This is a genomic window from Chryseobacterium soli, assembly GCF_000737705.1.
In the GTDB taxonomy this organism is placed as follows: domain Bacteria; phylum Bacteroidota; class Bacteroidia; order Flavobacteriales; family Weeksellaceae; genus Chryseobacterium; species Chryseobacterium soli.
Genome location: NZ_JPRH01000003.1, coordinates 126,066 through 151,977, shown reverse-complemented (window position 1 = coordinate 151,977; position 25,912 = coordinate 126,066). Strand labels below are relative to the sequence as shown.

Annotated in this window: 26 protein-coding genes; 21 read left to right on the top strand and 5 right to left on the bottom strand. The window is 36.6% G+C overall.

Features of this window, described 5'->3' with window-relative positions:
- Position 1: 1 nt before the first annotated feature.
- A complete protein-coding gene (locus tag IW15_RS08070) occupies positions 2-1,057 on the bottom strand; it encodes an NAD(P)/FAD-dependent oxidoreductase (protein WP_034710506.1) in 1,056 nt (351 codons plus the stop codon).
- Positions 1,058-1,213: 156 nt separating this feature from the next.
- Here IW15_RS08070 and IW15_RS08065 point away from each other — a divergent pair, with 156 nt between their 5' ends.
- Positions 1,214-1,984, top strand: a complete 771-nt coding sequence (locus IW15_RS08065) for a DUF3108 domain-containing protein (protein WP_034710505.1) — start codon at positions 1,214-1,216, stop codon at positions 1,982-1,984.
- 249 nt (positions 1,985-2,233) lie between these two features.
- Here IW15_RS08065 and pheS read toward each other — a convergent pair whose 3' ends face one another.
- The gene (gene pheS / locus IW15_RS08060; RefSeq protein WP_034710504.1) at positions 2,234-3,244 is read right to left on the bottom strand and encodes a phenylalanine--tRNA ligase subunit alpha; all 1,011 of its coding nucleotides are present in this window, start codon (positions 3,242-3,244) and stop codon (positions 2,234-2,236) included.
- Between the two features lie 127 nt (positions 3,245-3,371).
- Positions 3,372-4,031, bottom strand: coding sequence for a YceI family protein (locus tag IW15_RS08055; RefSeq protein WP_034710503.1), 660 nt, complete (start codon positions 4,029-4,031; stop codon positions 3,372-3,374).
- 75 nt (positions 4,032-4,106) lie between these two features.
- Here IW15_RS08055 and IW15_RS08050 point away from each other — a divergent pair, with 75 nt between their 5' ends.
- On the top strand, positions 4,107-5,042 hold the full coding sequence (locus IW15_RS08050) for a sulfate/molybdate ABC transporter ATP-binding protein (RefSeq protein WP_034710502.1): 936 nt from the start codon (positions 4,107-4,109) through the stop codon (positions 5,040-5,042).
- Between the two features lie 321 nt (positions 5,043-5,363).
- On the opposite strand, the gene IW15_RS08045 is transcribed toward IW15_RS08050, so the two are convergent.
- Positions 5,364-5,708 (bottom strand): zinc ribbon domain-containing protein YjdM, encoded by a 345-nt coding sequence (locus IW15_RS08045; protein ID WP_034710501.1) that lies wholly within the window; start codon positions 5,706-5,708, stop codon positions 5,364-5,366.
- A 276-nt stretch (positions 5,709-5,984) separates the two neighbouring features.
- Here IW15_RS08045 and IW15_RS08040 point away from each other — a divergent pair, with 276 nt between their 5' ends.
- The 19 genes from IW15_RS08040 to IW15_RS07950 all read left to right on the top strand — a co-directional run bounded on the left by IW15_RS08040 (position 5,985) and on the right by IW15_RS07950 (position 23,653).
- Positions 5,985-7,190, top strand: a complete 1,206-nt coding sequence (locus IW15_RS08040) for an RsmB/NOP family class I SAM-dependent RNA methyltransferase (protein WP_034710500.1) — start codon at positions 5,985-5,987, stop codon at positions 7,188-7,190.
- A 204-nt stretch (positions 7,191-7,394) separates the two neighbouring features.
- Complete coding sequence (locus IW15_RS08035) at positions 7,395-9,062, top strand: GLPGLI family protein (protein WP_034710499.1); 1,668 nt, start codon at positions 7,395-7,397, stop codon at positions 9,060-9,062.
- 319 nt (positions 9,063-9,381) lie between these two features.
- Positions 9,382-11,052 (top strand): asparagine synthase B, encoded by a 1,671-nt coding sequence (gene asnB / locus IW15_RS08030; RefSeq protein WP_034710498.1) that lies wholly within the window; start codon positions 9,382-9,384, stop codon positions 11,050-11,052.
- Between the two features lie 121 nt (positions 11,053-11,173).
- A complete protein-coding gene (locus tag IW15_RS08025) occupies positions 11,174-12,016 on the top strand; it encodes a hypothetical protein (protein ID WP_034710497.1) in 843 nt (280 codons plus the stop codon).
- A gap of 139 nt (positions 12,017-12,155) precedes the next feature.
- Complete coding sequence (locus IW15_RS08020) at positions 12,156-13,562, top strand: MFS transporter (RefSeq protein WP_034710496.1); 1,407 nt, start codon at positions 12,156-12,158, stop codon at positions 13,560-13,562.
- Between the two features lie 114 nt (positions 13,563-13,676).
- Positions 13,677-14,552, top strand: coding sequence for a pirin family protein (locus IW15_RS08015; protein WP_034710495.1), 876 nt, complete (start codon positions 13,677-13,679; stop codon positions 14,550-14,552).
- Positions 14,553-14,708: 156 nt separating this feature from the next.
- A complete protein-coding gene (locus IW15_RS08010; protein WP_034710494.1) occupies positions 14,709-15,023 on the top strand; it encodes a GNAT family N-acetyltransferase in 315 nt (104 codons plus the stop codon).
- Positions 15,024-15,098: 75 nt separating this feature from the next.
- On the top strand, positions 15,099-15,998 hold the full coding sequence (locus tag IW15_RS08005; protein ID WP_034710493.1) for a pirin family protein: 900 nt from the start codon (positions 15,099-15,101) through the stop codon (positions 15,996-15,998).
- A gap of 29 nt (positions 15,999-16,027) precedes the next feature.
- Positions 16,028-16,564: an NADPH-dependent FMN reductase gene (locus IW15_RS08000; RefSeq protein ID WP_034710492.1), complete on the top strand. Its 537-nt coding sequence runs from the start codon at positions 16,028-16,030 to the stop codon at positions 16,562-16,564.
- Positions 16,561-17,139, top strand: a complete 579-nt coding sequence (locus IW15_RS07995; protein ID WP_034710491.1) for a TMEM175 family protein — start codon at positions 16,561-16,563, stop codon at positions 17,137-17,139. Before IW15_RS08000 ends, IW15_RS07995 begins: the two co-directional genes overlap by 4 nt.
- 1 nt (position 17,140) lies before the next feature.
- Entirely contained in the window at positions 17,141-17,359 is a 219-nt protein-coding gene (locus IW15_RS07990) for a (4Fe-4S)-binding protein (RefSeq protein WP_034710490.1), read from the top strand.
- Positions 17,359-17,754, top strand: coding sequence for an OsmC family protein (locus IW15_RS07985; protein WP_034710489.1), 396 nt, complete (start codon positions 17,359-17,361; stop codon positions 17,752-17,754). The genes IW15_RS07990 and IW15_RS07985 overlap by 1 nt, the downstream gene beginning before the upstream one ends.
- A 2-nt stretch (positions 17,755-17,756) precedes the next feature.
- Complete coding sequence (locus tag IW15_RS07980; RefSeq protein ID WP_228384325.1) at positions 17,757-18,044, top strand: GNAT family N-acetyltransferase; 288 nt, start codon at positions 17,757-17,759, stop codon at positions 18,042-18,044.
- A gap of 175 nt (positions 18,045-18,219) precedes the next feature.
- Positions 18,220-18,582 carry a hypothetical protein gene (locus tag IW15_RS07975; protein ID WP_034710488.1) on the top strand — a complete coding sequence of 121 codons (363 nt, stop codon included), beginning with the start codon at positions 18,220-18,222 and terminating at the stop codon, positions 18,580-18,582.
- Between the two features lie 99 nt (positions 18,583-18,681).
- Positions 18,682-20,178: a sodium:solute symporter gene (locus IW15_RS07970; protein WP_034710487.1), complete on the top strand. Its 1,497-nt coding sequence runs from the start codon at positions 18,682-18,684 to the stop codon at positions 20,176-20,178.
- A 50-nt stretch (positions 20,179-20,228) separates the two neighbouring features.
- Positions 20,229-20,753: a hypothetical protein gene (locus tag IW15_RS07965; RefSeq protein WP_034710486.1), complete on the top strand. Its 525-nt coding sequence runs from the start codon at positions 20,229-20,231 to the stop codon at positions 20,751-20,753.
- Positions 20,754-20,843: 90 nt separating this feature from the next.
- Positions 20,844-21,698 (top strand): transketolase, encoded by an 855-nt coding sequence (locus tag IW15_RS07960; protein ID WP_394331242.1) that lies wholly within the window; start codon positions 20,844-20,846, stop codon positions 21,696-21,698.
- A gap of 47 nt (positions 21,699-21,745) precedes the next feature.
- Complete coding sequence (locus IW15_RS07955) at positions 21,746-22,693, top strand: transketolase family protein (protein ID WP_034710484.1); 948 nt, start codon at positions 21,746-21,748, stop codon at positions 22,691-22,693.
- Positions 22,694-22,804: 111 nt separating this feature from the next.
- Positions 22,805-23,653: a GLPGLI family protein gene (locus tag IW15_RS07950; protein WP_034710482.1), complete on the top strand. Its 849-nt coding sequence runs from the start codon at positions 22,805-22,807 to the stop codon at positions 23,651-23,653.
- A 59-nt stretch (positions 23,654-23,712) separates the two neighbouring features.
- Here the strand turns inward: IW15_RS07950 and IW15_RS07945 are convergent, their stop codons facing one another.
- Positions 23,713-25,911, bottom strand: a complete 2,199-nt coding sequence (locus tag IW15_RS07945; RefSeq protein ID WP_034710480.1) for a prolyl oligopeptidase family serine peptidase — start codon at positions 25,909-25,911, stop codon at positions 23,713-23,715.
- Position 25,912: the final 1 nt, after the last annotated feature.

Sequence of the window (25,912 nt, the reverse complement as noted above, 5' to 3'; positions counted from 1 at the left end):
ATTAGTCAATTTTTTTCACAACAGCCTTCTCTGCTTCTTTTCGGCTTCCGTCGAAACCATCTACTCCACTTACGGTGGTATATTTTAAGACGTATTTTTTTCCCGGATTTAATCGGTTGTAGACACTCTGACACATTAAAGTAGCTTCATGGAAACCACATAAGATCAGCTTTAATTTTCCTGGATACGTGTTGATATCTCCGATCGCATAGATTCCTTCGATATTCGTCTGGTAATCCAAAGCGTTATTCACAACGATAGCGTTTTTTTCAATATTCAATCCCCAGTTGGCAATTTCTCCTAATTTTGGAGTCAGTCCGAAAAGCGGAATGAAATAATCAGTTTCAATATCCTGGGCTTCTTCACCATCTTTCACCACAGTAATCGCCTCCACTTTACCATCACCTTTAATCGCAGTAACTTCAGCTGGAGTGATCAGTTTGATTTTACCCTGATTTTTAAGGTCCTGTACTTTTTCAACAGAATCCAAAGCCCCTCTGAATTCATTTCTTCTGTGGATCAAAGTTACTTCACTCGCTACATTGGATAAGAAAATACTCCAGTCCAATGCAGAATCACCACCTCCGGCAATGATTACTTTTTTATTTCTGAAATGTTCAGGTTCTTTGATGAAATATTCCAGTCCTTTTTCTTCATAATCAGCCACATTTTCTATAGCCGGTTTTCTAGGTTCGAAAGTTCCCAGCCCTCCTGCGATGGCAATTGCCTTTGCTCTGTGCACTGTTCCCTTATTCGTAACCACTTCAAACCATTCATCATCTACTTTCGTGTAAGAAACAGCCGTTTCTCCCAACGTAAATCCTGGCTGAAACTGTTTGATCTGCTCCATTAAATTATCTACCAGATCTCCGGCATTTACTGAAGGATAACCCGGAATATCGAAAATAGGTTTTTTAGGATAAAGCTCAGCCAATTGACCTCCCGGTTGAGGAAGTGCATCAATAATGTGACACTTCATTTTTAATAGACCTGCTTCAAAAACTGCAAAAAGTCCCGTAGGTCCTGCCCCTATGATTAATATATCAGTAGTTATCATAATAGAAAGATAATTTAATTATACATGTAGCCGCAAATTTAGTAATTTTAATGCGAAGCATATTTAATTGAGTCTAAATAAAAACCTGAGATTTATCAAATCTCAGCAAATAATTGAAGATATTAAATTTGGCAGTCTTTTTGTAGCCCTTTTATTATGAAAAAAGTTTTAAATTTTATTGCAGTATTTTTATTTTTTCTAGGTTCTGCTCAGATTGATAATATCGCTGACGGCGAATCAATTACCTTAAGAATCCATTATGGTATACTGAATGCCGGGACCGCCAATCTCACCACAAAAAAAACCAATTACAAAGGAGTTCCTCATCTGTATGTAAAAGGTACCGGACAAACTACCGGCGCCGTAAAAGCATTCTTTAAAGTGGAAGACCTGTATGAAAGCTTTATTAACATAGAAACAGGTTTACCGAGCTTCTATGTGAGAAATGTGCGTGAAGGAAGTTACCGCCAGCATTTTGAAACGGTTTTCAACCATGACAATAATACTTTGATATTAACCGATAAAAAAACACCGGCCAACGGATCTAAGGTCATCAAATCGGTAAGAGGAATTCAGGATATGCTTTCTTGCTTTTATTTTTTAAGAAGTAAAAGTTCAGCCGAACTTAGAGTAGGAACCGTCATCAATATGAATGTATGGATCGATGATGAAATGTTTCCTTTTCAGCTGAAAGTGATCGGTACGGAAGATTTAAAAACAAAATTCGGTACCATCAACTGTCTGAAAATTATTCCATCTGTAAAAAGTGGAAGGGTTTTCAAAGAAAAAGAAGGGGTAACCATGTGGGTTTCCAATGATGCCAATCATGTTCCGATGCTGTTGAAAGCAGAGTTGGCAGTGGGTTCTCTAAAAGCAAGTATTGATGATGTTAAAAACATAAAATACCCTTTAAAGTTTACCAATTAAGCACATAATAGTTAGTTTTTATATAAAAGAAATGTCTGCAAGCGTATTGCAGACATTTTTTCGTGTTATGTAATAGATTGTACTATTGAACTGTCCTATAAGTACGATAACCTACAGACGAAAACTAAATTCTTCAATGACAGAATCTCAAAAAATAACCATAAGAACAATCAGCTTTTAGGTACGTTTTGTTTCTAAGGTCAGTACCTGAAAGTAAAAAACCTCCGAAATTTCGGAGGTTTGATTGTATTATAAAGTTTTAAACTGTTCTAACGTTCGGATATCATTTTCAAAGAACATTCTGATATCACTCATTTGATAAAGAAGCATTACAATTCTTTCAATACCCATTCCGAAGGCATATCCTGAATATTTCTCAGCGTCGATATTCACATTTTTCAGAACGGCAGGGTCTACCATTCCACAACCCATGATTTCCAGCCATCCTGTTCCTTTCGTGATTCTGTAATCTGTTTCAGAGTTTAATCCCCAATATACATCGATCTCAGCACTTGGCTCAGTGAACGGGAAGTAAGAAGGTCTCATTCTGATTTTAGATTTTCCGAAAAGTTCAGTAGTAAAGAACTGGATCGTTTGTTTCAAATCGGCAAAACTTACATTCTCATCAATATATAATCCTTCAATCTGATGGAAAATACAGTGTGAACGTGAAGATACCGCTTCATTTCTGAATACTCTTCCCGGAGATAAAATTCTTATCGGCGGCTGATTTTCTTCCATATAACGGATTTGTACCGAAGAAGTATGCGTTCTTAAAAGAATATCAGGGTTTTGCTCAATGAAGAAAGTATCCTGCATATCTCTTGCCGGATGGTACTCAGGTAGATTAAGGGCCGTAAAGTTGTGCCAGTCGTCTTCTATTTCCGGTCCATCGGCTACAGCAAATCCGATAGATTTAAAAATTTCTATAATTCTGTTTTTCACCAGATTGATCGGATGCCTTGATCCCAGATCCAGTGGAAACGCAGGTCTTGTAAGATCCTCTTTTTCGGTAACAAGAGAAGATTCGGAAGTATTTTTAAAATCTTCCAATTTTATAGCAACAGCCTGCTTCAAAGAATTAATCTTCTGTCCGAATTCTTTTTTCTGATCATTAGGAACGTCTTTTAATGTTTCGTAAAAATCATTCAGTACTCCTTTTTTACCGTTGTACTTAATTCGGAAGCTCTCTATCTCCTCTTTAGATGTAGCATTGAAGCCGTTTACTTCAACCAGTAGCTCTTCTATCTTTTCTATCATTATTTTTACCCTTTCAAAAATGTTTTGCAAAAATACGGTTTTTAAGTTTAATAATTAATTTGTCATAAAAAAATCTGCCTCTTTTCGGGGGCAGACTTCAATCACTTATTTCACTTAAATAAAAAAATTATTTCTTTTCTAAAGCTTTAACGTTGATTTGAAGAGTTACCTCATCTTTAAGAACACCGTTTTCCGCCGGAGCCTGGAATTTCACCCCAAACTCTTCCCTTTTAATATCTTTCGGTTCAGTAGCCACACTCACCACACCATCTTTTACAGAAACATTGGCTTTAAACTGAACAGGTTTTGTAATTCCTTTGATGGTTAAATTCCCATCTAAAAGAGTATTGTAATCCCCTCCTGCAGCAGGAGCAACTTTCGTAATCTCAAACGAAGCGGTAGGAAATTTCTCTACTTCAAAGAAATCACCACTTTTAAGGTGCCCGTTGAGTTTTGCTAACTGTTCTGCATCATCTTTAAGGTCAACAGAAGTTAAAGAATTCATATCCGCAACAAACTTTCCACTCTCCAGCTTTCCGTCTTTTACGGTAACGTCTCCACTTTCAAACTTGATCGTTCCAAAATGACTTGTACTTTCTGATTTGAATACTTTATATCCTTTCCATTCCACTTTACTGTTCAAAGTATCCAATGTATACTGGCTGCCATCTTTGGTCGTTGACACTTCATTGCTTTCGCTCGTCAGAGGTTTGTCTTTTTTACAAGAAACCACTACAGCCGCGGCAAAAAAAGCAGGAATAACTAATGAAAACAGTTTTTTTATCATTTTTGGTATATTTTTATTACAACTGCTAATATAATAAAAAAAAATATTTTTTCATAAAAACCTTACATTTGTATTATGCTTTTAGAATTAAACAACCTATATTTCTCACATACCCAGGACAAACCGCTCTTTCAGAACCTGAATCTCAGGCTTGAAGAAGGAAAAATCATCGCATTGGCGGGAGAAAGCGGCTGTGGAAAATCTACGTTATTAAATTTGATTTATGGACTTTTAGACTGGGAAAGCGGAGAAATTATCTTCGACGGTACAAAACTTTTAGGACCAAAGGGAAATCTTGTTCCAGGGGAAGCAGCCATGAAATTTGTAGCTCAAAATTTTGATCTGATGCCTTATGCTACCGTAGCTGAAAACGTAGGGAAATTTATTTCAAATATCAATTTAGCCCAAAAGAAAGAAACCGTAACAGAACTGCTTGAAATCGTAGGTCTTCAGGAATTTGCGGATGTTCTTCCTAAAAATTTAAGCGGCGGGCAGCAGCAGAGAGTGGCCATTGCAAGAGCCCTTTCCGTACTTCCCAAACTTCTTATCTTGGATGAACCGTTCAGTAATCTGGATTTTCCGCGAAAAATTGAGCTTCGTGAAAGACTCTTCAGATATGTAAAACAGCATCATATATCGTTGATTATCTCGACGCATGAACTTCATGATATCATGCCATGGCTGGATCAGGTGATCATTCTTAAAGACGGAAGACTGATTCAGAATGACAGCCCTGAAGAAACCTATAAAGCTCCTTACAATGCTTATGTAGCCAAACTTTTTGGAGAAGTTAATATTTTCAGTGAAAGTGAAATGACAGATTTTAAAATTAATAAATCCTGCTATTATCCTCATGAAATAAAAATGGCTTCCAACGGATTTGATGCAGAAGTTCTGGAAAGCAGATTTGCAGGAAATCATTTTTGGAATAAAATTAAAGCTCTGAACAAAGAAATTATTCTGTACAGCGACAAAAAATTACAGGATCCTGTTACCATTTCTTTTGAATAGACTTTAAAGAAAGAATTCCGTATTGCGACAGACACTGTAACCAACAGGCATTCTTATAGTTATTGTTAAATTTTTGATAAAATTTTCAATAGTAACGATATCAATTGTTATAGTTTTCTTACATTTGTGTATCCACAGCATAAGGAAATTTTTGGTTAATTCTCTTTCTGCCATTAGACGGACATTAGCAGCGCCCTGCAATTAAGTTTATGAAAGATTACACTGTCCAATTCTTTCCTTTTTTTATGCCTAATAATTTCATTTTTAAGCACAAAAAAATGCACCTTACGGACGCATTTTGTATAATTGTATATTGTGATGTTAAGCTTTCTTCACAAATTCGGATTTCAATGCCATTGAACCAAATCCATCAATTTTGCAGTCGATATTATGATCGCTGTCAGGTCTTAAGCGGATATTTTTCACTTTAGTTCCGGCTTTTACCGGTTTGGGAGCCCCTTTTACAGGTAAATCTTTAACCACTACTACAGAATCTCCATCCTGAAGTTCATTTCCATTGGAATCTAATATCTTTCCCGCATTGGCAGTTTCAGCAGATACTTCTTCAGGATTCCATTCATAGAAACACTGGGAACACACCATCATATTATCGCTCGGATACGTAAATTCTGAGCTGCATTTTGGACAAAGTACAGGATCACTCATATTTTTAATTTTTGCAAAGGTAAAGTTTTTTTAAGAAGGTAGAAATTGTGGACACCAGATATCAGATGCCATATATCAGGTATTTCTATGAAAATTGTAAACCAATGCCTATATTTGGATACCATGATCAACACCATCGAATCTGCCCCTGCAATTACAAAACTCACATTCTTTCCAACCCGAATCTGATGACACAGATACTGACAATGTATTTCACAACATCAACTCTCAACTATAATTCGTATTTTTGCAGATTCAAAACAGCATATAGCAATTATGGAACTTATTCACAGAAACTTGGCGATCGGAATTCACGATGCTTTACAAGAGACATTTTTCGAGAAAAACAAATACGCCGATAAAGTAATCGAAAGACTTTTAAAAGCTCACAGAAAGTGGGGAAGCCAAGACAGAGCCGTTGTTTCTGGGATTTTTTACGATATCATCCGTTGGAAAAGACGTCTGGAATATTATATGGGTGAAAGCGTAAAACCTGACAATATCTATAAACTGATCATCGCTTATCTGCTTTGGAGTAAAACCAATTATAAAAAATTTGAGGAATTCGACGGAATAAAAATTGCCGACATCCTTACCAAACTTAAAAAAGGTACTGTTCCTACCAAATCAATCGAGCATTCTATTCCTGAATGGCTTGCTGAAACATTGGAAAGAGAATTAGGTCCGGGCTGGGAAAAAGAAATGAGAGCTTTAAACGAGCAGGCTCCTACCGTATTAAGAGCAAACTCTTTACGTACCACCACAAGAGAGCTTATTTCTGATCTTGCAGAAGAAAACATCGTTGCTTTTACGGTAAAAAATTATCCTGATGCTGTACAGTTAGAAGAAAAAAAGAATGTTTTCCTTACTACTGCCTTTAAAGAAGGACTTTTTGAAGTTCAGGATGCTACTTCACAAAAAATAGGATATTTCCTTGATGTAAAAGAAGGCCAGAGAGTTGTTGATGCGTGCGCAGGTGCAGGTGGAAAAACACTTCACTTAGCAGCATTGATGCAAAATAAAGGTCAGATTATCGCTTTAGATATTTTCGAATGGAAACTGGCTGAACTTAAAAGACGTGCTAAAAGAGCCGGTGCCCACAATATTGAAACCCGTATGATTTCTGATAATAAAGTAATCAAACGTCTTCATGAAAAGGCAGACAGACTTTTAATTGACGCTCCATGTTCTGGATTGGGAGTTTTGAAAAGAAACCCGGACAGCAAATGGAAAATTGATCAGGACTTTATCGACAGAATCAAAAAAGAACAACAGCAGATTCTTCAGGATTATTCTAAAATCCTTAAAAAAGGAGGACAGATGGTTTATGCAACATGTTCTATCCTTCCATCCGAAAATAGCGGACAGGTTGATGAGTTCTTGAAAAACAATCCGGATTTCAAAATGATCAAGGATCAGAAAGTAATGCCAAGTGAAGGCTACGACGGATTCTATATGGCTTTGATTGAAAGGCTGGCATAATACAATCACTTATATCAATATACAAACTACTCTACTTTTTGGAGTAGTTTTTTTATGGCTATTTGAAAAAATAAAAAATACTCACAATTAAACAAATGAGTTATTTTTTTTCACTTTGATGTAACGTATAGAGCCATTATCTATACTTATAAGTATGAAACGCTCCTGCGATAAACGGGAGATCGTGGGAAATTCAATAACATCATGCCTGAAAAAATTTTAACCAGCCTCTTTGCTATCTTCTTATTTTGTCTGATGCCCGCTCAGACTTACGAAATCCAATATACAAGTTCTTATAACGGAAAAGTACTGACGGATCAGTCTCCAACGATTGTCTGGGTGAATGAAAAAGAGAATGTGATCCTCAGCCAAAAAATAAAAGATCAAAAAAGCGAATATCCATTTGAAATCACGAAGATTGAAAAACCTTCTCAAACGGTCATTTCATATGCATTTTTAAAACCGGGAGACATTATTTCCGCTTCCGATGCAGAATCTGTAAAAAAACAAACCTTTGAATTCACTCAAGAAACGAAGAAAATATTAGGTTACACCTGTAAAAAAGCAGTAACCAAAGTCAATTCCAATACCATCGAAATCTGGTATACTGCTGATGTAAAAATCAATGGTGGCCCTTCTGTTTTAGGGCAGAACTTAGGATTGGTTCTGGAAGTGGAACGTAATAAAAATTCATTAATAACTGCCAGTTCTATTAAAAAAATTCAGAAAACAGGTATTGAAAACATCCTGAAAGGTAATATCAATACTACAGATCAGTTAGGGTATAAAGATCTGCTTTGGAAAAGCCGGTTTACGACGCTTCCCGTTTTTGAAAATGAAACCATCAATTTTTCCGATGAATCAAAATCCAATGAGAAGATAAAAAAATTCGCTAACGGAACTATTATACTTAAAAAAATAAAGTTTCCAACAATTTCAGAAAGCGAAAATATTTTTGTAGAATTAAAACAGCAGTCCAATGGTGACGCCTATGACAGAACAGGAACCGTATTTTTTATTCCGCAGGATCAATCGCAATCCTTTTTTGACGGATTGGAAAAGGGGGTGAAAACCCTTCCTGTTTATGATAACGGAAACGGAAAACAATATTACGGAGTGATTTCTACTGAAAATTACGCTCCCGCTGTTGAGATGATGAGATTTTTCACTGCTTTTGGGATCCAAAAGTTTAATCATATCCAGCTGAAAGGAAAAGACTGGCAAACGGTCAGTCCATACCGCCAGGACATCACTGAACTAAAACCTTCCCTTTCAGAAAAAGAGCTTTGGGTTGGAGCTTTTATCGGCAATTATGATAAAGGCGGCCACAAAGTGAGCCTTGAAATCACCATCCATAAAAGTGATCAAACAATTTATAAAAACAATACGGCGATTCCTTTATTTAATACTTTAAATATTATGGAAATGGCCGGACAGGACTACTCCACTCTATTTAATCAGGAAAAAGGGCTTTCTGTAGAGTTTATTTTAAAGAAGGATCTGAATAATGCTCAGCTCAGGTATATTACTACCGGACATGGAGGCTGGGAAAATGGTGACGAATTTGTTCCTAAAACCAATTCTATTTTCCTTGATGGCAAAATGGCATTTTCTTTCGTTCCCTGGAGAACAGACTGTGGTTCTTACCGCCTTTATAATCCTGCTTCAGGTAATTTTCCTGACGGACTTTCATCATCAGACTTAAGCCGGTCAAACTGGTGCCCGGGAACGGTAACCAATCCCAACTTTATTCCTCTTGGAAATTTAAAAGCCGGAAAGCATATTATTCAGGTAAAAATCCCTCAGGGACCTACGGAAGGTACAAGTTTCAGCTCATGGAATGTATCCGGAATTCTCTTAGGATCAGAATAAAAAAAAACCTTCTCGCAAAGAGAATTGCAAGAAGGTAAAAACACAAATGATGAAAAAAAATTATTTCGAGCGACAAAGTAAGGACTAAAATTTCTATAATATCTTATCATAGATTAATAAATATGTTGTTTTTATTTTGTATGATAGGCAAGGTATTTTTTCACAGCGAAAAATATCAACTAAAAACATGTTTATGGTTGATTATAATTAATATTTTTCTTTAAAATAATTTATTAAGTTAAAAATATTCACTTTTAAACATTTTTTATTGTTATTTTTAAATATCAATTCTATTTTTGTTTCAAATAAATGATAAAAAATGTGTGGAATCGTATGTTTGTTTGATGCCAAACAAAAAACCGAAATATTAAGACCTCAAGTGTTGGAAATGTCAAAAAAAATACGTCACAGAGGCCCGGATTGGAGCGGCGTATTTCAGGATGAAAAAGTAGTCTTTTCGCATGAGCGCCTTGCCATTGTAGATCCGACTTCAGGGAAACAACCTTTGTTTACAAAAGACGGCAAAGTCGTACTCGCTGTGAACGGAGAAATCTACAACCATAGAGAACTCAAAGAAGAGTTTCCGGAATATGAATTCCAGACTCAGTCGGATTGTGAAGTGATTTTAGCATTATACAGAAAATATGGCGGGAGCTTTATTGAAAAACTGAATGGTATTTTCGCTTTTGCTTTATATGATATTGAAAACGGCATCTACCTGATCGCTCGTGACCATATGGGAATCTGCCCTCTTTATCAGGGTTGGGACAAAAACGGAAACTATTATGTAGCTTCTGAATTGAAAGCACTGGAAGGCATCTGTAAAACCATTGAAAATTTTCTACCGGGACATTTTATCTACAGCAAAGACGGAATGGAGCTTCAGCAGTGGTATAAAAGAGAATGGGAGAACTTCGACAGCGTAAAAGACAACGAAACAAGTATTGAAAAAATAAGAAAAGGACTTGAGGATGCCGTACACAGACAGCTGATGAGTGATGTTCCTTACGGGGTACTTCTTTCCGGCGGACTGGATTCTTCTGTTATTTCCGCGATTACAGCAAAATTTGCAAGACAAAGGGTCGAAAGTGGCGATACTCAGGAAGCCTGGTACCCGAGACTTCACAGTTTCGCTGTAGGACTGGTAGGTTCACCGGATCTTGCCGCCGCCAAAAAAGCAGCAGAGCATATCGGTTCGGTACATCACGAGGTAAACTTTACCGTACAGGAAGGTCTGGATGCCATCCGTGATGTGGTGTATCATCTGGAAACTTATGATGTGACTACAATCAGAGCGTCTACGCCTATGTATCTTCTGGCAAGAGTCATCAAATCGATGGGGATAAAAATGGTTCTTTCGGGAGAAGGTGCTGATGAATTATTCGGAGGATACCTTTATTTCCATAAGGCACCCAATGCAAAAGAGTTCCATGATGAGACGGTTAGAAAACTGGGGAAACTTCATTTATATGACTGTTTAAGAGCCAACAAATCTTTGATGAGCTGGGGAATTGAAGGCCGTGTTCCTTTTCTGGATAAGGAATTTATGGACATTGCCATGACGGTTAATCCTAAGGATAAAATGATCAACGTAGCTGAAGGGAAAATTGAAAAATGGGTATTGAGAAAAGCCTTCGAAGATCTTCTTCCGGAATCTATTGCGTGGAGACAAAAAGAACAGTTTTCTGATGGAGTTGGATATTCATGGATTGATACTTTGAAAAGTGTTGCAGAAAAAGAAGTGACGGACGAAATGATGACGAACGCAAAATTCAGATTTCCATTGAACACGCCTCAAAATAAGGAAGAATACCGATACAGAACTATATTTGAAGAGCATTTCCCAAGCGAAACCTCAGCAGCTACGGTTCCATCTGTACCTTCTGTCGCATGCTCCACTCCTATTGCCCTGGAATGGGACGAGGCATTCAAGCAAATGAATGATCCCAGCGGAAGAGCTGTAAAAGTACATGAGACGTCTTACGAATAAATCAAAATCTCATTAATATTATCAATCCCGTAGCAATACGGGATTTTTTTTTGAATAACCGACAACAATATTGATATAATTTGACTGACAATCAAAAATATTATCTAATAAATAATTATATTTGGAAAACGAAAATATCAATTATAAAAAAATGAGAAGAAACCTTACTATCTTATTTGCTTTATTATCTATAAGTTTTGCTTTTGGACAGGGAAAATACGGCAAATACCTTAACTCAAAAAAGCTTGCTTTAAGCTATAAAAGCGTAAAAGACGCTGATAAAGACGATTATTATCAACAATATTACTGGCTGGTAAAAGCTGAACAGCTGAAAACTTATCCTCACCTTAAGGACGTAAAGCCAATGGTTTTATATGAGTTTGTGAAAAAAATAAATCCTCAAAACTTCACCAAAAAACTGGATGAAAGAGGAAAAGAACTTAGAAAAACTGCAGAACTTTCCTTAAATCAATATTTCAAAAACAAAAATTTCGACAACAATCCTGTGTTGATGCTTAATCTGGAGACGTATGTAGATCCTTCAAAAGGTGAATACTACACAAAAGTAGATCCGGAAAAAATTAAGGAACTGGTACCGAAAGAATTATTTTCTTTCAATTCTCTCAACAGAAATACGGGTGAAGAAAAAACGTACTATTTGTGGATCGACAAGAAAAAAGATGATTTCAATATTGTAGATATCATTCCTAACGAAAAAGAAGACAAAGATTTTTATGTAAGACTGAAACAATATCTTCCAAGCTATAAATTCTCAAAATATGTTCCTAGTGTGAAAAAAGGAAACAAATCGGATAAAACAGATGTAGATTATTATTACATCATGCCTTTTGAACAAAACACCGATAACATAGAGTATAAAACAAAAGATTTTAAAACTTACATCTTAAGCCAGTACAGAAAAGCCGGTGACGAATGGAAAGGAGTAGAAAAGCCTAGAAAATAAATTAAAAAGTCCTGTGATATTTCACAGGACTTTTTTAATTTTATACTCATTTCTTCATCTAAGGTAAAAGCTCTGATCAAAAAGAGCCTCACTTTACAACCAATCAAAATCCCGGAATATAAAAATTCTGGCCTGTACTATGTCTGAAACCCATACGAACGAAACGTCAATAAAAAAGATACTTCCATTGATTCTCGGTACTGCAATTTTTATGCAGATGCTGGATTCAACCATTCTGAACACTTCTCTGCCATCCATCGCCAGAGATCTGAACGAATCTCCACTTAACATGCAGAACGCCATCATCAGTTATGTATTAACGCTGGCTGTTTTTATGCCTGCAAGCGGATTTTTGGCAGACCGGTTCGGAACAAAGAAAGTTTTTATTTTCTCACTGGCTCTTTTCAGCATTGGTTCCCTCCTTTGTGCGATGTCACAAAACCTTACCCATCTGGTTATTTCCCGGGTCATTCAGGGAGTTGGCGGAAGTTTAATGACTCCAGTCGGAAAATTAGCGTTAATTAAAACTTTTGATAAAAATGAATTACTAAAGGCTATGAATTTCGCCATTATCCCAGCCCTTATCGGTCCGGTTCTCGGTCCGTTAGTGGGTGGATATATGGTTGATTATCTTTCATGGCACTGGATTTTTCTTATCAATATTCCTATTGGTGTACTAGGGATTGTTTTAGGATTCAAGTTTATGCCCAATTATAAATCGGATGATGTAGATTTTGACCTCAAAGGTTTTATGATCTTCGCGGCGGCCTCTCTCCTGCTTTCTATCTCTCTGGAACTTTTCGGAGATCTGCAGAATACAACTCCGGTTCTGGTAGTCTTTATTTTAGGATTCCTGTTTCTGTACTATTATTACCGACATGCAAAAAGAAGCGGAACTCCTATTTTCCCACTGAATCTTTTTCAGGTGAGAACGTTCCGTGTGGGAGTGGTAGGAAATCTAGCCACCCGATTAGGAATCAGTTCTGTCCCATTACTTCTTCCGCTGATGATTCAGATTGCTTATAAACAGTCTGCAGTCACCTCCGGGTGGATTATTGCACCAATGGCCCTGACGGCAATGTTTGGGAAATCTTATGTCATTAAAATTCTGGACAGATATGGATACAGAAAAACACTGATGGTGAACACTTTCATTATCGGAACATTAATCTGCCTGCTTGCAATCCCGAATATCCATTCTTCCTTATATTGGTTTGTCCCTATTATTGCTATTCTTGGGTTCTTCAACTCTATCCAGTTCACTTCAATGAATACAATTTCTATTGCAGACCTGAGAAACTTTCAGACCAGCAGCGGCAACTCATTATTATCCGTGAATCAGCAGCTGGCCATTGGCTTCGGGATTGCGTTCGGATTGATTGTTTTAAAATTATTTGAAAATACAGATCTTATTGAGGGTGAGATCCACAATGCCTTCCGATACACTTTCCTAACCGTAGGAATCCTTACCATTTTATCAGGTTTCATTTTCAGAAGGCTTCATGTTTCAGATGGGAAAAACATGCAGTCGAAAGAAGATAAATAAATCAATGTGTGTATTGATCAAATACGATTCACGCTCACTTCATGAACTTACCACAGATCAATGTATCTGATCTTTATCTGCCCTATTTTTGTGTTAATATAAAAGCACATCGTTATGGCAACAAAGAAGATAGAAATCGTAGCATCTCCAAAACCTGCACATTTTGTAGGGGATGGTTTCAGAGTTCATAATTTTATTCCCGGTATACAAGGAATGGACATGAAAAGAATGGATCCGTTCATCATGCTGGATTACAATTCGAAATTTCATTTTAACGGATCCGACAATCCCAGAGGTGTCGGTGTGCATCCTCACAGAGGTTTTGAAACCGTTACCATAGCCTATCAGGGAAAAGTTGAACATCATGACAGCGCAGGCGGTGGAGGAATCATCGGTGAAGGAGATGTTCAATGGATGACTGCCGCAAAAGGAGTTCTTCACAAAGAATACCACGAAACCGAATGGTCAAAAACCGGGGGTACCTTCCAGATGGTCCAGCTTTGGGTAAACCTTCCTTCCGTATATAAAATGAGCTGTCCAAAATACCAGGCGATTAAAAATGCAGACATGGAAAAAGTGGACTTGAGAAACCATGGATATGTTGAAATTATTGCCGGAGAATATAACGGTCATAAAGGTCCTGCCACTACTTTCAGCCCTGTCAATATGATGAATGCAAAGCTAAAATCAGGAGGAAAAGCGGAATTTGATTTTCCTGCTTCTTTTAACACCGGGGCTTTGGTTATCGAAGGAAGCATTATAGTCAATGGTGAACAAAAGGTTGCCACGGATCATTTTGTATTATTTCAAAATGAAGGCGAAACATTTATTATAGAAGCTGCTGAAGATGCTGTGGTATTAATTATCAGCGGACAGCCTTTAAACGAGCCTATTTATCCGCACGGCCCTTTTGTGATGAATACAAGAGAGGAAATTATGCAGGCATTTGAAGATTACAATACCGGAAAATTCGGATATCTTGAGGACTAAACCGGCATCATAATTAAACTAATCTTAACTTTTATTAGGAGATTATTGATCATGATTTTCTTATATTTATCTAACCTAATGTATTTTATAAGCATCATGGGTATGATGTTGTACACTGACGTCAAACCCATGAATTACTCAAAATAATCCACTATCATGAAACCAGAATTTGAAAATATAGACTTAATAAAGACCGGGAAAAGATTTGAAATAGAGGTCAACGGCTATGCTGCGTTCATCGATTACCGCGAAATGGGACATCAGATCGCATTGGTCCACACAGAAGCTGATCCTGAATTAGCAGGAACCGGAGCCGCCGCAGCCGCTGTTGTTGAAAAAACACTGCATTATATAGAAGACAACGGTAAAAAACTGTTACCATTCTGCCCGTATGTCTTTGCCTACATCAAAAAAAATCCGGATTGGAAACGTATTGTAGATGAAAGATTTGACGGCTATGACAAACTTTAGTTTCCACGAAGCATACGGAACATTACGAATATTAATTACATTAGCGTAAACAAAAAATTAAAAACCACTTTAATCATGTCAAACATCGGACTTATCATTGAAGAAAAAGCAGCAGATATAGGAAACTTTTTAGTGGGAAGGCTTTTACCTTTTCGTGAGAAAAGAGCAGTCGGACCTTTTGTTTTCATTGATCATATGGGACCTTCTGAATTGAAAGACTATCAAAACCTTGATGTTCCGCCACATCCGCATATCGGATTATCTACGCTGACTTACCTGCTTGAAGGATCCATTTTTCACCGTGACAGCATTGGAAGTGCCCTTGAAATAAAACCGGGAGCCGTCAACTGGATGACCGCCGGAAAAGGTGTCGTACACTCTGAAAGAACTCCCGAATATCTGAGACACACTGATAAAAGGCTGCATGGTTTTCAGATCTGGGTGGGACTTCCAAAGTATCTGGAACAGGCTGAGCCTACTTTCCATCACATCGAAGCAGAAGATATTCCGGTTTGGGAAGAAGGCGGTATTCAGTATAAATTAATCGCAGGCGAAGCATTTGGCAGAACATCTCCGGTTCCTGTTCACAGTAAATTATTTTTCATTGAAATAAAAACTGAGACTGCACAAAAAATAAGTATTGGAAAAGACCTGTATGGGGAAGCAGCTATGTATGTTCTGGATGGCACCGTGGATATTGAAGGAAACAAATACGGATCAAAACAGCTTTTAATAGCCAAAGACACCAAACTGTGTGAGTTTGACATGAGTGAAAACGGGACCGTTTATCTATTCGGTGGTGAACCTTTTGACGAAGAACGTTTTATCTACTGGAATTTTGTCAATTCAGATAAAGAATTACTGGAACAGGCTAAAGTGGACTGGAATGATCAAAACCATGAGGCATTTCCATTGGTTCCAGGCGATGAAACAGAATATGTTCCCCTACCAAAATCCATTTTAAACAGAAAATAATTTTGAGGTCAGACTCTAAAAAAACAGCCATGAATATATTAGTATTTGCAGGAAGCACCTCTTCCACCTCCATCAACAGAGAACTTGTAAAATTTGTTTTAAAAGATTTTCAGGATGAGGACGTCAATTTTATCGACCTTAATGATTTCAATATGCCGGTTTTCTCGGTAGATCTTGAAAAAAAGGGATTTCCGGATGAAGCACACCGTTTTTTAAAAGCTATTGAAGAATGCGATGCAATTATCTGTTCTCTTGCCGAGCACAACAGATCTTACAGTGCCGCTTTCAAAAACGTTTTCGACTGGGCTTCAAGAATTAACGTAAAAGTTTTTCAAAATAAACCCATGCTGCTAATGAGTACTTCTCCCGGAGGGTATGGCGGTGGCAACGTGATGAATACAGCCAAAACATTTTTTCCGCAGTTTGCGGCTGATGTTAAAGATACTTTTTCCCTTCCGAAATTTTATGAAAATTTTGATCTGGAAAGCGGCGTAATCAATCCGGAGCTGTTAAAAGAATTACAGGAAAAAATTGAAAACTTTAAAATTCAGATTAAGAACTCATGACAAAAGGAAGATTAGAAGCTTTCAGCGACGGTGTTTTAGCCATTATTATTACCATTATGGTCCTTGAATTAAAGGTACCGGAAGGAACAAGCTGGGAAAGCCTCAAGCCTATTCTTCCCAAATTTCTAGCCTATATTTTCAGCTTTATTTATGTTGGAATCTACTGGAATAATCACCATCACCTGTTCCAGGCGGTAAAAAAAGTGAACGGAAGCATTCTTTGGGCTAATCTTCATTTATTATTCTGGCTTTCGTTAATGCCTGTCGCTACAGAATGGCTGGGCACTACCAATTTTGCAAAAAATCCAGCCGCGGCTTATGGCATCGGGTTGATTATGTGTGCTATTGCGTATACAATTCTTGAGAATTTAATTATAAAAAACGAGGGTGAAAATTCGAGTATAAAACAAGCAATACATTCTAAGTTTAAAGAATATATTTCAATTGTATTCTATATTGCAGGGATCGCAACTTCATTTTTTTATCCTTATCTTGCTATAGGTTTTTATTACATCGTAGCTCTCATATGGCTGATTCCGGACAAACGTATTGAAAAAACATTAAAAGAAAATTAATATGGAAACGCATGAATATATCAATGGAGACATCACAGTGATCTGGCAGCCTCAAAAGTGCATTCACTCAGCTGTTTGTGTAAAAACACTTCCAAAAGTTTATGATCCAAAAGAAAGACCCTGGATAAAAGTAGAAAATGCAACTCCAGAAGAACTTAAAAACCAAATAGACTTATGCCCTTCCGGAGCATTAAGTTATACATTCAAGACAAAAAAATAATGGGAGTAACGGTAAAAGCAAGCTTAGGAAAAGAAAAGTATTACACAGAAGTCATCGCCGGCGATAACAAAATCATCACGGATGAACCTATAGACAAAGGCGGACAAAATAAAGGATTTAATCCCTTTGAAATTCTGGCAACCTCTCTCGCAAGCTGTACAGCTGCCACTTTGAGGATGTACATCGACAGAAAAGAATGGAATGTGGAACAGATTCATGTAGAAGTAGATCTTGAAAACTTTCCATTGACCAAAAGAGCAGTTTTCACCAGAAACATCAGCTTTGAAGGGGATGTAGATGAAGAGCAGCTGAAAAGACTTCATGCTATTGCAGATGCATGTCCGGTGCATAAAATATTAACAAACGATATAGAAATACTAACCAAATTTTCATAAATATGATAGAAGTAAAACAAAACAACGACGAAAAACACGGAAGTTTTGAGGCTTTCATAGATGGTATCTCAGCAGGAAAAATGACATATACCTGGGCGGGTGAAGAACGATTCATCATCGATCATACCGAGGTAGCCGAAGAATACAACGGAAAAGGTGTTGGTAAAGAAATGCTTTTAGCTGCTGTAGACTTTGCAAGAAAAAATGAAAAGAAAATTATCCCGCTTTGTCCGTTTGCAAAAGCAAGCTTTCAAAAAAGTAAAGAACTTCAGGATATTTTAGTTAATTAATTTGAATTAAAACCAAAAGATAAAAAACCTCTCAGCCCTAAAGTCTGAGAGGTTTTTTTATGCTCATAATGTATTTAATCTGCAGTATAATTTATGAATTGCTCTTTTTAATAACTGGTACAGTTTTGGATTCGTATGATAACAAATAATTTATTCAAAATTAAAACCAAAAACGATGAAAAAGACCAACGCCATTTTTAAAAAAAATCCTGAAAAACATGATTTCCCTGCAGCCAAAGATTATTTGGAGCTTTTATATGACGAATCAAAAACGGTAACTCTTATCAAAGAACTCACTGAGGCCAAAACCATTTACAAAAAATGTAAAGATATTTTCCGTGCAAGCGAACTTCCACTGCTCCCGCGTGAAAACAAATATGTACGGGAAGATCTTCAAAAAATAAAGAAAGGGATCAAACTTTCACCCATTTTACTGGTTCGAGGAGCTAACAAACTTATTATTGCCGACGGCTATCACAGAATATGTGCAAGTTATTCCCTGAACGAAGATCTGGAAATCCCCTGCAGGCTGATTTAATTTCGGGGGATCATTCATCCTGAAAATAAATTGCTTTTTTAAACTTCAAAAGAATTTCTTTAAAAAAACTATATTTGTGAAATTTAAAAATTCATAAATATGTCGCCGTATCTATTACTGGTTATCATTATCGCCTATTTTGCACTGCTGCTCTGGGTAGCCTATAGAACAGGAAAAGGAAGCGACAATGAGAGTTTCTTCATTGGAAACCGTAAAAGTAATTGGATGCTGGTCGCATTCGGAATGATTGGAACCTCACTTTCCGGAGTGACGTTCGTAAGTGTCCCTGGAGCGGTTGGAAAAGACAGCTTCGCGTATTTACAAATTACGTTAGGATATCTAATTGGATATATTGTCGTCGCGTATGTTCTGCTTCCCCTCTATTACCGGTTAAAATTAACCTCTATCTATGGATATCTCCAGCAGAGAATGGGACAGCTTTCCTATAAATCAGGAGCATGGATTTTCATTGTTTCAAGATTGGTGGGCGCTACAGCAAGGTTGTACCTGGTTGTTAATATTCTTCAGGTAACGATACTCGACAGCTTGGGCGTTCCTTTTATTTTAACCACTCTGATTATCCTTGGAATGATTATTCTTTACACCTATGAAGGAGGGGTAAAAACCATTGTATGGACCGATACTTTACAGACATCCTGTATGCTTTTAGGACTTATCATCTGTACAGTTTATATGCTTAATCATTTAGATCTGAGCGTAGGACAGAGTTTAACGGCAATGAATACTAAAGGTTATACCAAAATATTTGAATTTGACTTTAATTCTCCGGGATTTTTCATCAAACAAATTCTTGCAGGAGCCTTTATTACCATTACCATGACGGGAATTGATCAGGAAATGATGCAGAAAAGTCTTTCAGTAACTAAATTGAAAGATTCCCAAAAGAATATGGTGACGCTTGGTTTTATTTTATTGGGAGTAATCTCTTTATTCCTATATATGGGAGGACTTTTATATCTTTTCGGAGAAAGCGAAGGGGCTCATTTTACACAGGCTATTGTTGACGGACTTCCTAAAAAAGAATTTTTACTGCACGGAAAAGATATTTTCGGGGATAAGATTTTCCCTGAAGTAGCCCTGAATCATATGCCGCCATTTATTTCCATTATATTTATCATTGCTTTAATTTCAGCATTATTCCCAAGTGCGGATGGTGCCATGACGGCTCTTACCTCTTCATTATGCATTGATATTGTGGGAATGAAAGATAAACCGTGGGATACCAAGAAGAAGGAAAGATTCAGAAAAAATGTACACTTACTCGTGGCAGTATCTTTCCTGGTGATGGTAATTATTTTTAAAGTGATTAATGATAATTCCATGATTGGATTAATCCTTAAGCTTGCCGGATTTACGTATGGACCTCTTTTAGGACTTTTTGCTTTTGGAATTTTCACCAAATATAAAGTTCACGATAAGCTTGTTCCGTATGTTTGTATTGCGGCTCCTATTATTTCTTATTTCATCGATAAATACCAGGTTTCCATCTTCGGAGATTTCAAGATCGGTCTGGAATTACTGATCATCAATGGTTTATTGACATTCTTTGGCTTATGGTTGATTAGAAAGAAATAGCTTCTCAAAATATTTAAAAAATATTCTGAAGATTTTAACTTTGAGTTAAAATGAAAAAATGTAACAACAGACTCTTTAATGCTGTATTACCATTATTCTTTTTCGAATGGTGGTATATTTTGATTGCATTTGTTGCTGTTATAATTGTTGAAACATTTATTTTATCAAAATTTTTTAGAATCAAATTCAAATTTATCTGGCATGAAGTTTTGATCATGAATATTTTTTCTACTCTTGGCGGTTTCCTCATTCAAGGTATTATAAGGCTCCTTTTAGGAATATCTATATTTAATAATTTTGAAAACTATTCTGAATTTCCGCTTCTAGATATTATTTTTGGAAATGTTGCGTACCCTGTAAATTCAAAAATAACAAACGAAATTATTTTTGACTTAATTATAAGTCTTCTAATTACTCTAGCTATTTCAATTTTTATGGAATATTATTCAATAAAAAGAAATAAAATTTTTAATGATCTAAAGAAGCATAAAATTTTAAAAGGTGTTGTCATTGTAAATGCAACGTCTTATATTTTATTAAGTATTTGGCTTTTTTATAAACTAAATCATTTCTAAATTAATTTAAGAATTTACATATCACACGATCCCATTTACATTTCCGTAAGCCGGTAAAAAATTGTAAATTCGCGTGTAAATAAATCAGATATAATGAGTAAAAGTATCGAAGAGTTAAAATCTCTTACTACACAAATCAGAAGAGACATTTTAAGAATGGTTCATGATGTGAATTCAGGACACCCGGGCGGAAGTTTAGGTTGTACAGAATTTTTCACAGCACTTTATGGAAAGGTAATGAACTATAGCCTTCCTTTCACAATGGAAGGGAAAAATCAAGATCATTTTTATCTTTCAAACGGACATATTTCACCGGTATTCTATTCTACTTTAGCGAGATTCGGCTTTTTCCCGGTTGAAGAACTGAAAACGTTCAGAAAATTAAATTCAAGATTGCAGGGTCACCCGACTACTCACGAGGGTCTTCCAGGAATACGTATCGCTTCTGGATCTCTAGGTCAGGGACTTTCTGTAGCTTTAGGTGTTGCTCAAGGTAAAAAACTAGACGGAGACAGCTCTTTGGTGTATACTTTACATGGAGACGGAGAATTGCAGGAAGGTCAAAATTGGGAAGCTTTGATGTATGCTTCTGCTAAAAAAGTAGATAACATTATTTCTACCATCGATTATAACGGACAACAAATTGACGGAAGTACAGATAACGTACTTTCATTAGGAAATCTTCATGCAAAACTGGAAGCTTTCGGATGGACTGTTCTGGAAGAGAAAAACGGTAATGATCTTGAATCAGTAATTGCCATCCTTGAGAGAGCAAAAACAGAAACAGGAAAAGGAAAACCAGTGGTAATTCTTCTTCATACGGAGATGGGTTCCGGTGTAGATTATATGATGGGATCTCATGCATGGCATGGTAAAGCTCCTAATGATGAGCAGCTGGCAACAGCCTTCAAACAATTGTATCTGGAAGCTCCTGCAGATTATTAATCATCGGCAGCACAAAAAAGGATTAGCAATAAACAATTAGTAAAAAAATGAAATATACATATACAGAAAAAAAAGATACACGTTCAGGATTTGGAGCCGGATTGGCAGAACTTGCTGACAAAAATCCTAATGTGGTAGCACTTTGTGCAGACCTTATCGGTTCTCTAAAAATGGAGAAATTCATTGAAAAAGCTCCTGAAAGATTCTTCCAGATAGGAATTGCAGAAGCCAATATGATGGGAATTGCTGCAGGATTAAGCATTACGGGAAAAATTCCTTTCACAGGAACTTTCGCGAACTTCTCTACTTCAAGAGTATATGACCAGATCCGCCAGTCTATCGCGTATTCCGGAAAGAACGTAAAAATATGTGCATCTCACGCAGGTCTTACTTTAGGGGAAGATGGGGCTACTCACCAGGTATTGGAAGATATCGGTATGATGAAAATGCTTCCGGGAATGACTGTGATTAACACTTGTGATTATAATCAAACTAAAGCGGCAACTTTAGCTATTGCTGACTTCGAAGGACCGGTTTACCTAAGATTTGGAAGACCTGTAGTTCCGGTTTTCATTCCGGAAGATATGCCTTTCGAAATCGGAAAAGGAATTCTTTTACAAGAAGGTACCGATGTAACAATTGTTGCAACAGGTCACTTAGTTTGGGAATCTCTTGTAGCTGCAGGCGAGCTTGAAAAAGAAGGTATTTCTTGTGAGGTAATCAATATCCATACAATTAAACCTTTAGACGAAGAAATCATCTTAAAATCAGTTGAAAAAACTGGAAAGATCGTTACCGCTGAAGAGCACAACTATCTTGGTGGTTTAGGTGAATCTGTTGCTGGAATGTTAGCAAGAAAAAGACCTACAAGACAGGAATTTGTTGCTGTAAATGATACTTTCGGAGAGTCTGCAACACCTGCTGAATTAATGAAAAAATATAAAATTGATTCTACGGCCGTGAAAGAAGCGGTGAAGAGAATTTTAGAGAAATAGTTTTCTAAGAAGAAAAAAAAGCATCCGGTTTTGGATGCTTTTTTTTGTTACATTCAACAAAAATAAAAAACAGATTATATAATTATTTATATTTTTAGAAAAACAAAATGTATGAAAAAAACAATTGCATTATTATTACTGTTGTACGCATGCCTATTGTATTCTCAGAATAACCGATTTGTATATGAAATACATTATAAAAGAGATTCTACTTCTCATGAGATTACAAAAGAGAATTACAATTTAGACATTACTCCGGAGGGTATAACTTATTATAACAGGTTGTATTACATCAATGATTCTTTATATGCTAAAACTAAAGCATTTGGTTTTGAAAAATTTAGATTAACATCGTTTTTATCTAAAAATACTAAAAACACTTTTTATGAAAATTATGAATATATAGGAGATGTAAATTTTTATAAAATAGAAGAATCAGTACATCTCAATTGGAAAACCACAGATAGTACAAAAATGATAAACGAATTAAAGGTACAGAAAGCAGAAGCTAATTTCGGTGGCAGAAAATGGATCGCCTGGTTTGCCGGAGAGATTCCCTTATTGTATGGTCCGTACAAGTTTAATGGCTTACCGGGACTCATTATACAGATTTATGATACAAAAAAAGAATATCTTTTTACATTAATAAAAAGTGAAAAAATCCCTCAAAATTATCAAAGTTATACACTACAAAACTATAAGACTAATGCCATAAAAACAAACTATAAAAAATTGAACACTCTAAAATCAGAGCTTTATGAAAGTCCTTTTAAATATGTTCTTAATGGCAGTGCAATGAGTCTTGCGCTTGAAAGAGGTAAAAAGCTCCAATTAGATGACGGTACAATTTTAAGTAAAGAACAGCTAAAACCGGCAGAGAAAAATGAAAGATTAAAATTAAAATCATTCAATAATCCAATAGAATTAGATAAGGCTGTTATATACCCAAATAAAGATTAGCGCAACAGAACCAATCTTTATCTGGCAATATTTTTAGATCCAAAAAATTATATGTTTCGTTATTTACCAGCAGACTCTTTGGGCTGATACCCCGGAAGGCCTACCTGCCAGGCTGCAAAAGCAAAAATTTCTCCCACGTTGCCATAAGCCTTTAAAAGATCAACTCCGCCTCCGTGGCCGCCTCCATAATCCACTTTGAAAAGGATCGGATGGACGGAAGTATCACTGTCCATTATTTTTGCTGCAAATTTCGCAGGCATCCATGAAATCACACGGCCGTCATTGATTCCAGCTGTAATTAAAAGGGCAGGATATTTTTCTCCTTTTTTAATATGATGAAAAGCATCCATTTCCAGTAAGGCTTTAAATTCATCAGGTTTGGTAACCGTGCCGAATTCCGGGACATTTCCAGGCCCATTAGGTGTGATTTCATTTCTTATGGCATTGGTTGCTCCCACATCAACGATCGCGGCTTTAAACAGGTCGGGTCTTTCCGTAATGGCTCTTCCTACTGTAATCCCACCTGCACTTGCTCCCCAGATTGCTATTTTTTCCTTTGAAGTATATCCTTCTTTGATTAAATACTCGGTACAATCAATCAAATCTCTCCAGGTATTAGGCTTTGTCTGCTTATATCCTGCTTTATGCCATTGCTCGCCTTTTTCACCTCCTCCTCTTACATGCGCAACCGCAAAAATCCCTCCTTTTTTAGCCCACATCATATAGCTTCTTGCAAAGAAAGGAGAATAAGGTTTTCCATAACTGCCGTATGATTCTATCAGAACGGGCGTATTTTTGTTTCGTTTAAGGTTTTTATCATAGATTAAGGTCAATGGAACTTCGACCCCATCCCTTGCCTTAAAGCTTGTTTCTTCAACAACAGCTCCTTCAAACTCTGGATAATCAATTAATGGAACCAGGTTTTCCTCTTTAAAAGCATTTGTTTTTATATCATATCTGAATCTCCTCGGCTCATTAGCCCAACCGGAACAGGTAATCCAAACCTCTGAATAATCTTTCCCTTTTGTCTGAATCGACACACTTCCTGAAACAAAAGGTAATGGGATCGAAATATCTTTTCCATTGCTGTACAGATAAAACCTTGCATCCACTCCATTTTTTGTTGTAGAATAGTACACACCGTCTTTGGTCAGCTCAAAGCTTCGGATCACTTCATCCTTCTTTTCAGGAACCAAAATTTCAGGATTTCTGAAATCAGGTTTTTCAAGGTTGGTTACGCAAAGTTTAAAATTAGGTGCGTTATATCCCGACATAAAGTATACCTGCTTTCCCGCAGGTTGCTTATCATATACTTTGTCAGCTTTATAGTAGAGCGGTTTCCAGCTTTTAATTCCTTTTTCAAAATCTTTTCTGTTGATGATAAAGGTATCCGTGTAATCGTCCACATCGCCCAAATTTCCAATAAAATAAGGATCGCCCTGATTAAACTGCACAATTCCGGGAAATCTGCTTTCATCAATATTCAGTTCTGGATTATGGATTCTGGAAAAAACATTGTTACGGTTTTTCGGGTCCTGGCCCAGCCGGTAAAAAGTGACCTCTGTATTTTTTGTGTATTCCGGTGAATCTGTATCAATCACAGGAAAATAGGTATAGAAAAAGCTATTGTTGTCTTCCAGCCACTTTACCTGACCCACACTGGTAGGTTCAAGGTTGGTAATGACCTGCGGATGGATATATTTTGTAGCAACATCCATGATAATGACTTCAGAAGCTTCCTTTCCGTTTTCAGAAAGAGAAATGGCAATCTTGCTGCCGTCCCAGCTTGGACTTAGAAAATTAATGCTGAAATGATGTTCCTGTTTTGAAGCAGGATCAAATGTAGAAACAAAAGTGGCCGGATCGTATAAGAGTTCTTCTTTTCCTTCGAAACCTTTTCTGTAATATAATTTCTGGCCTTTTTCGTCTGCTGCTTTTTTTAAATAAAAATACAGATCACCGCCTGTTATTTTTAAGTCTGAAGTAGAATATCCGCTTCTTTTATCAAACTTTAACCGCTCGTCTACAAAATATTTTTTATAAGGAAGCTGACCAAGTACGGAATCTGCATAATCGGCTTGTACCTTCATCCAATGTATGGTAGCAGGTTCTTTTAAGTCTTCAAGATTTCTGTATTCATCAACTACCTGAGTTCCAAAATAAGTATCTGTAACGGGTTTAGACGGTGCCGGAACGGTTTTCTGGGCGTATAAAGAAACTACAGGAAAAAAGGCAATGAGGGGTATGAAAATTTTCATA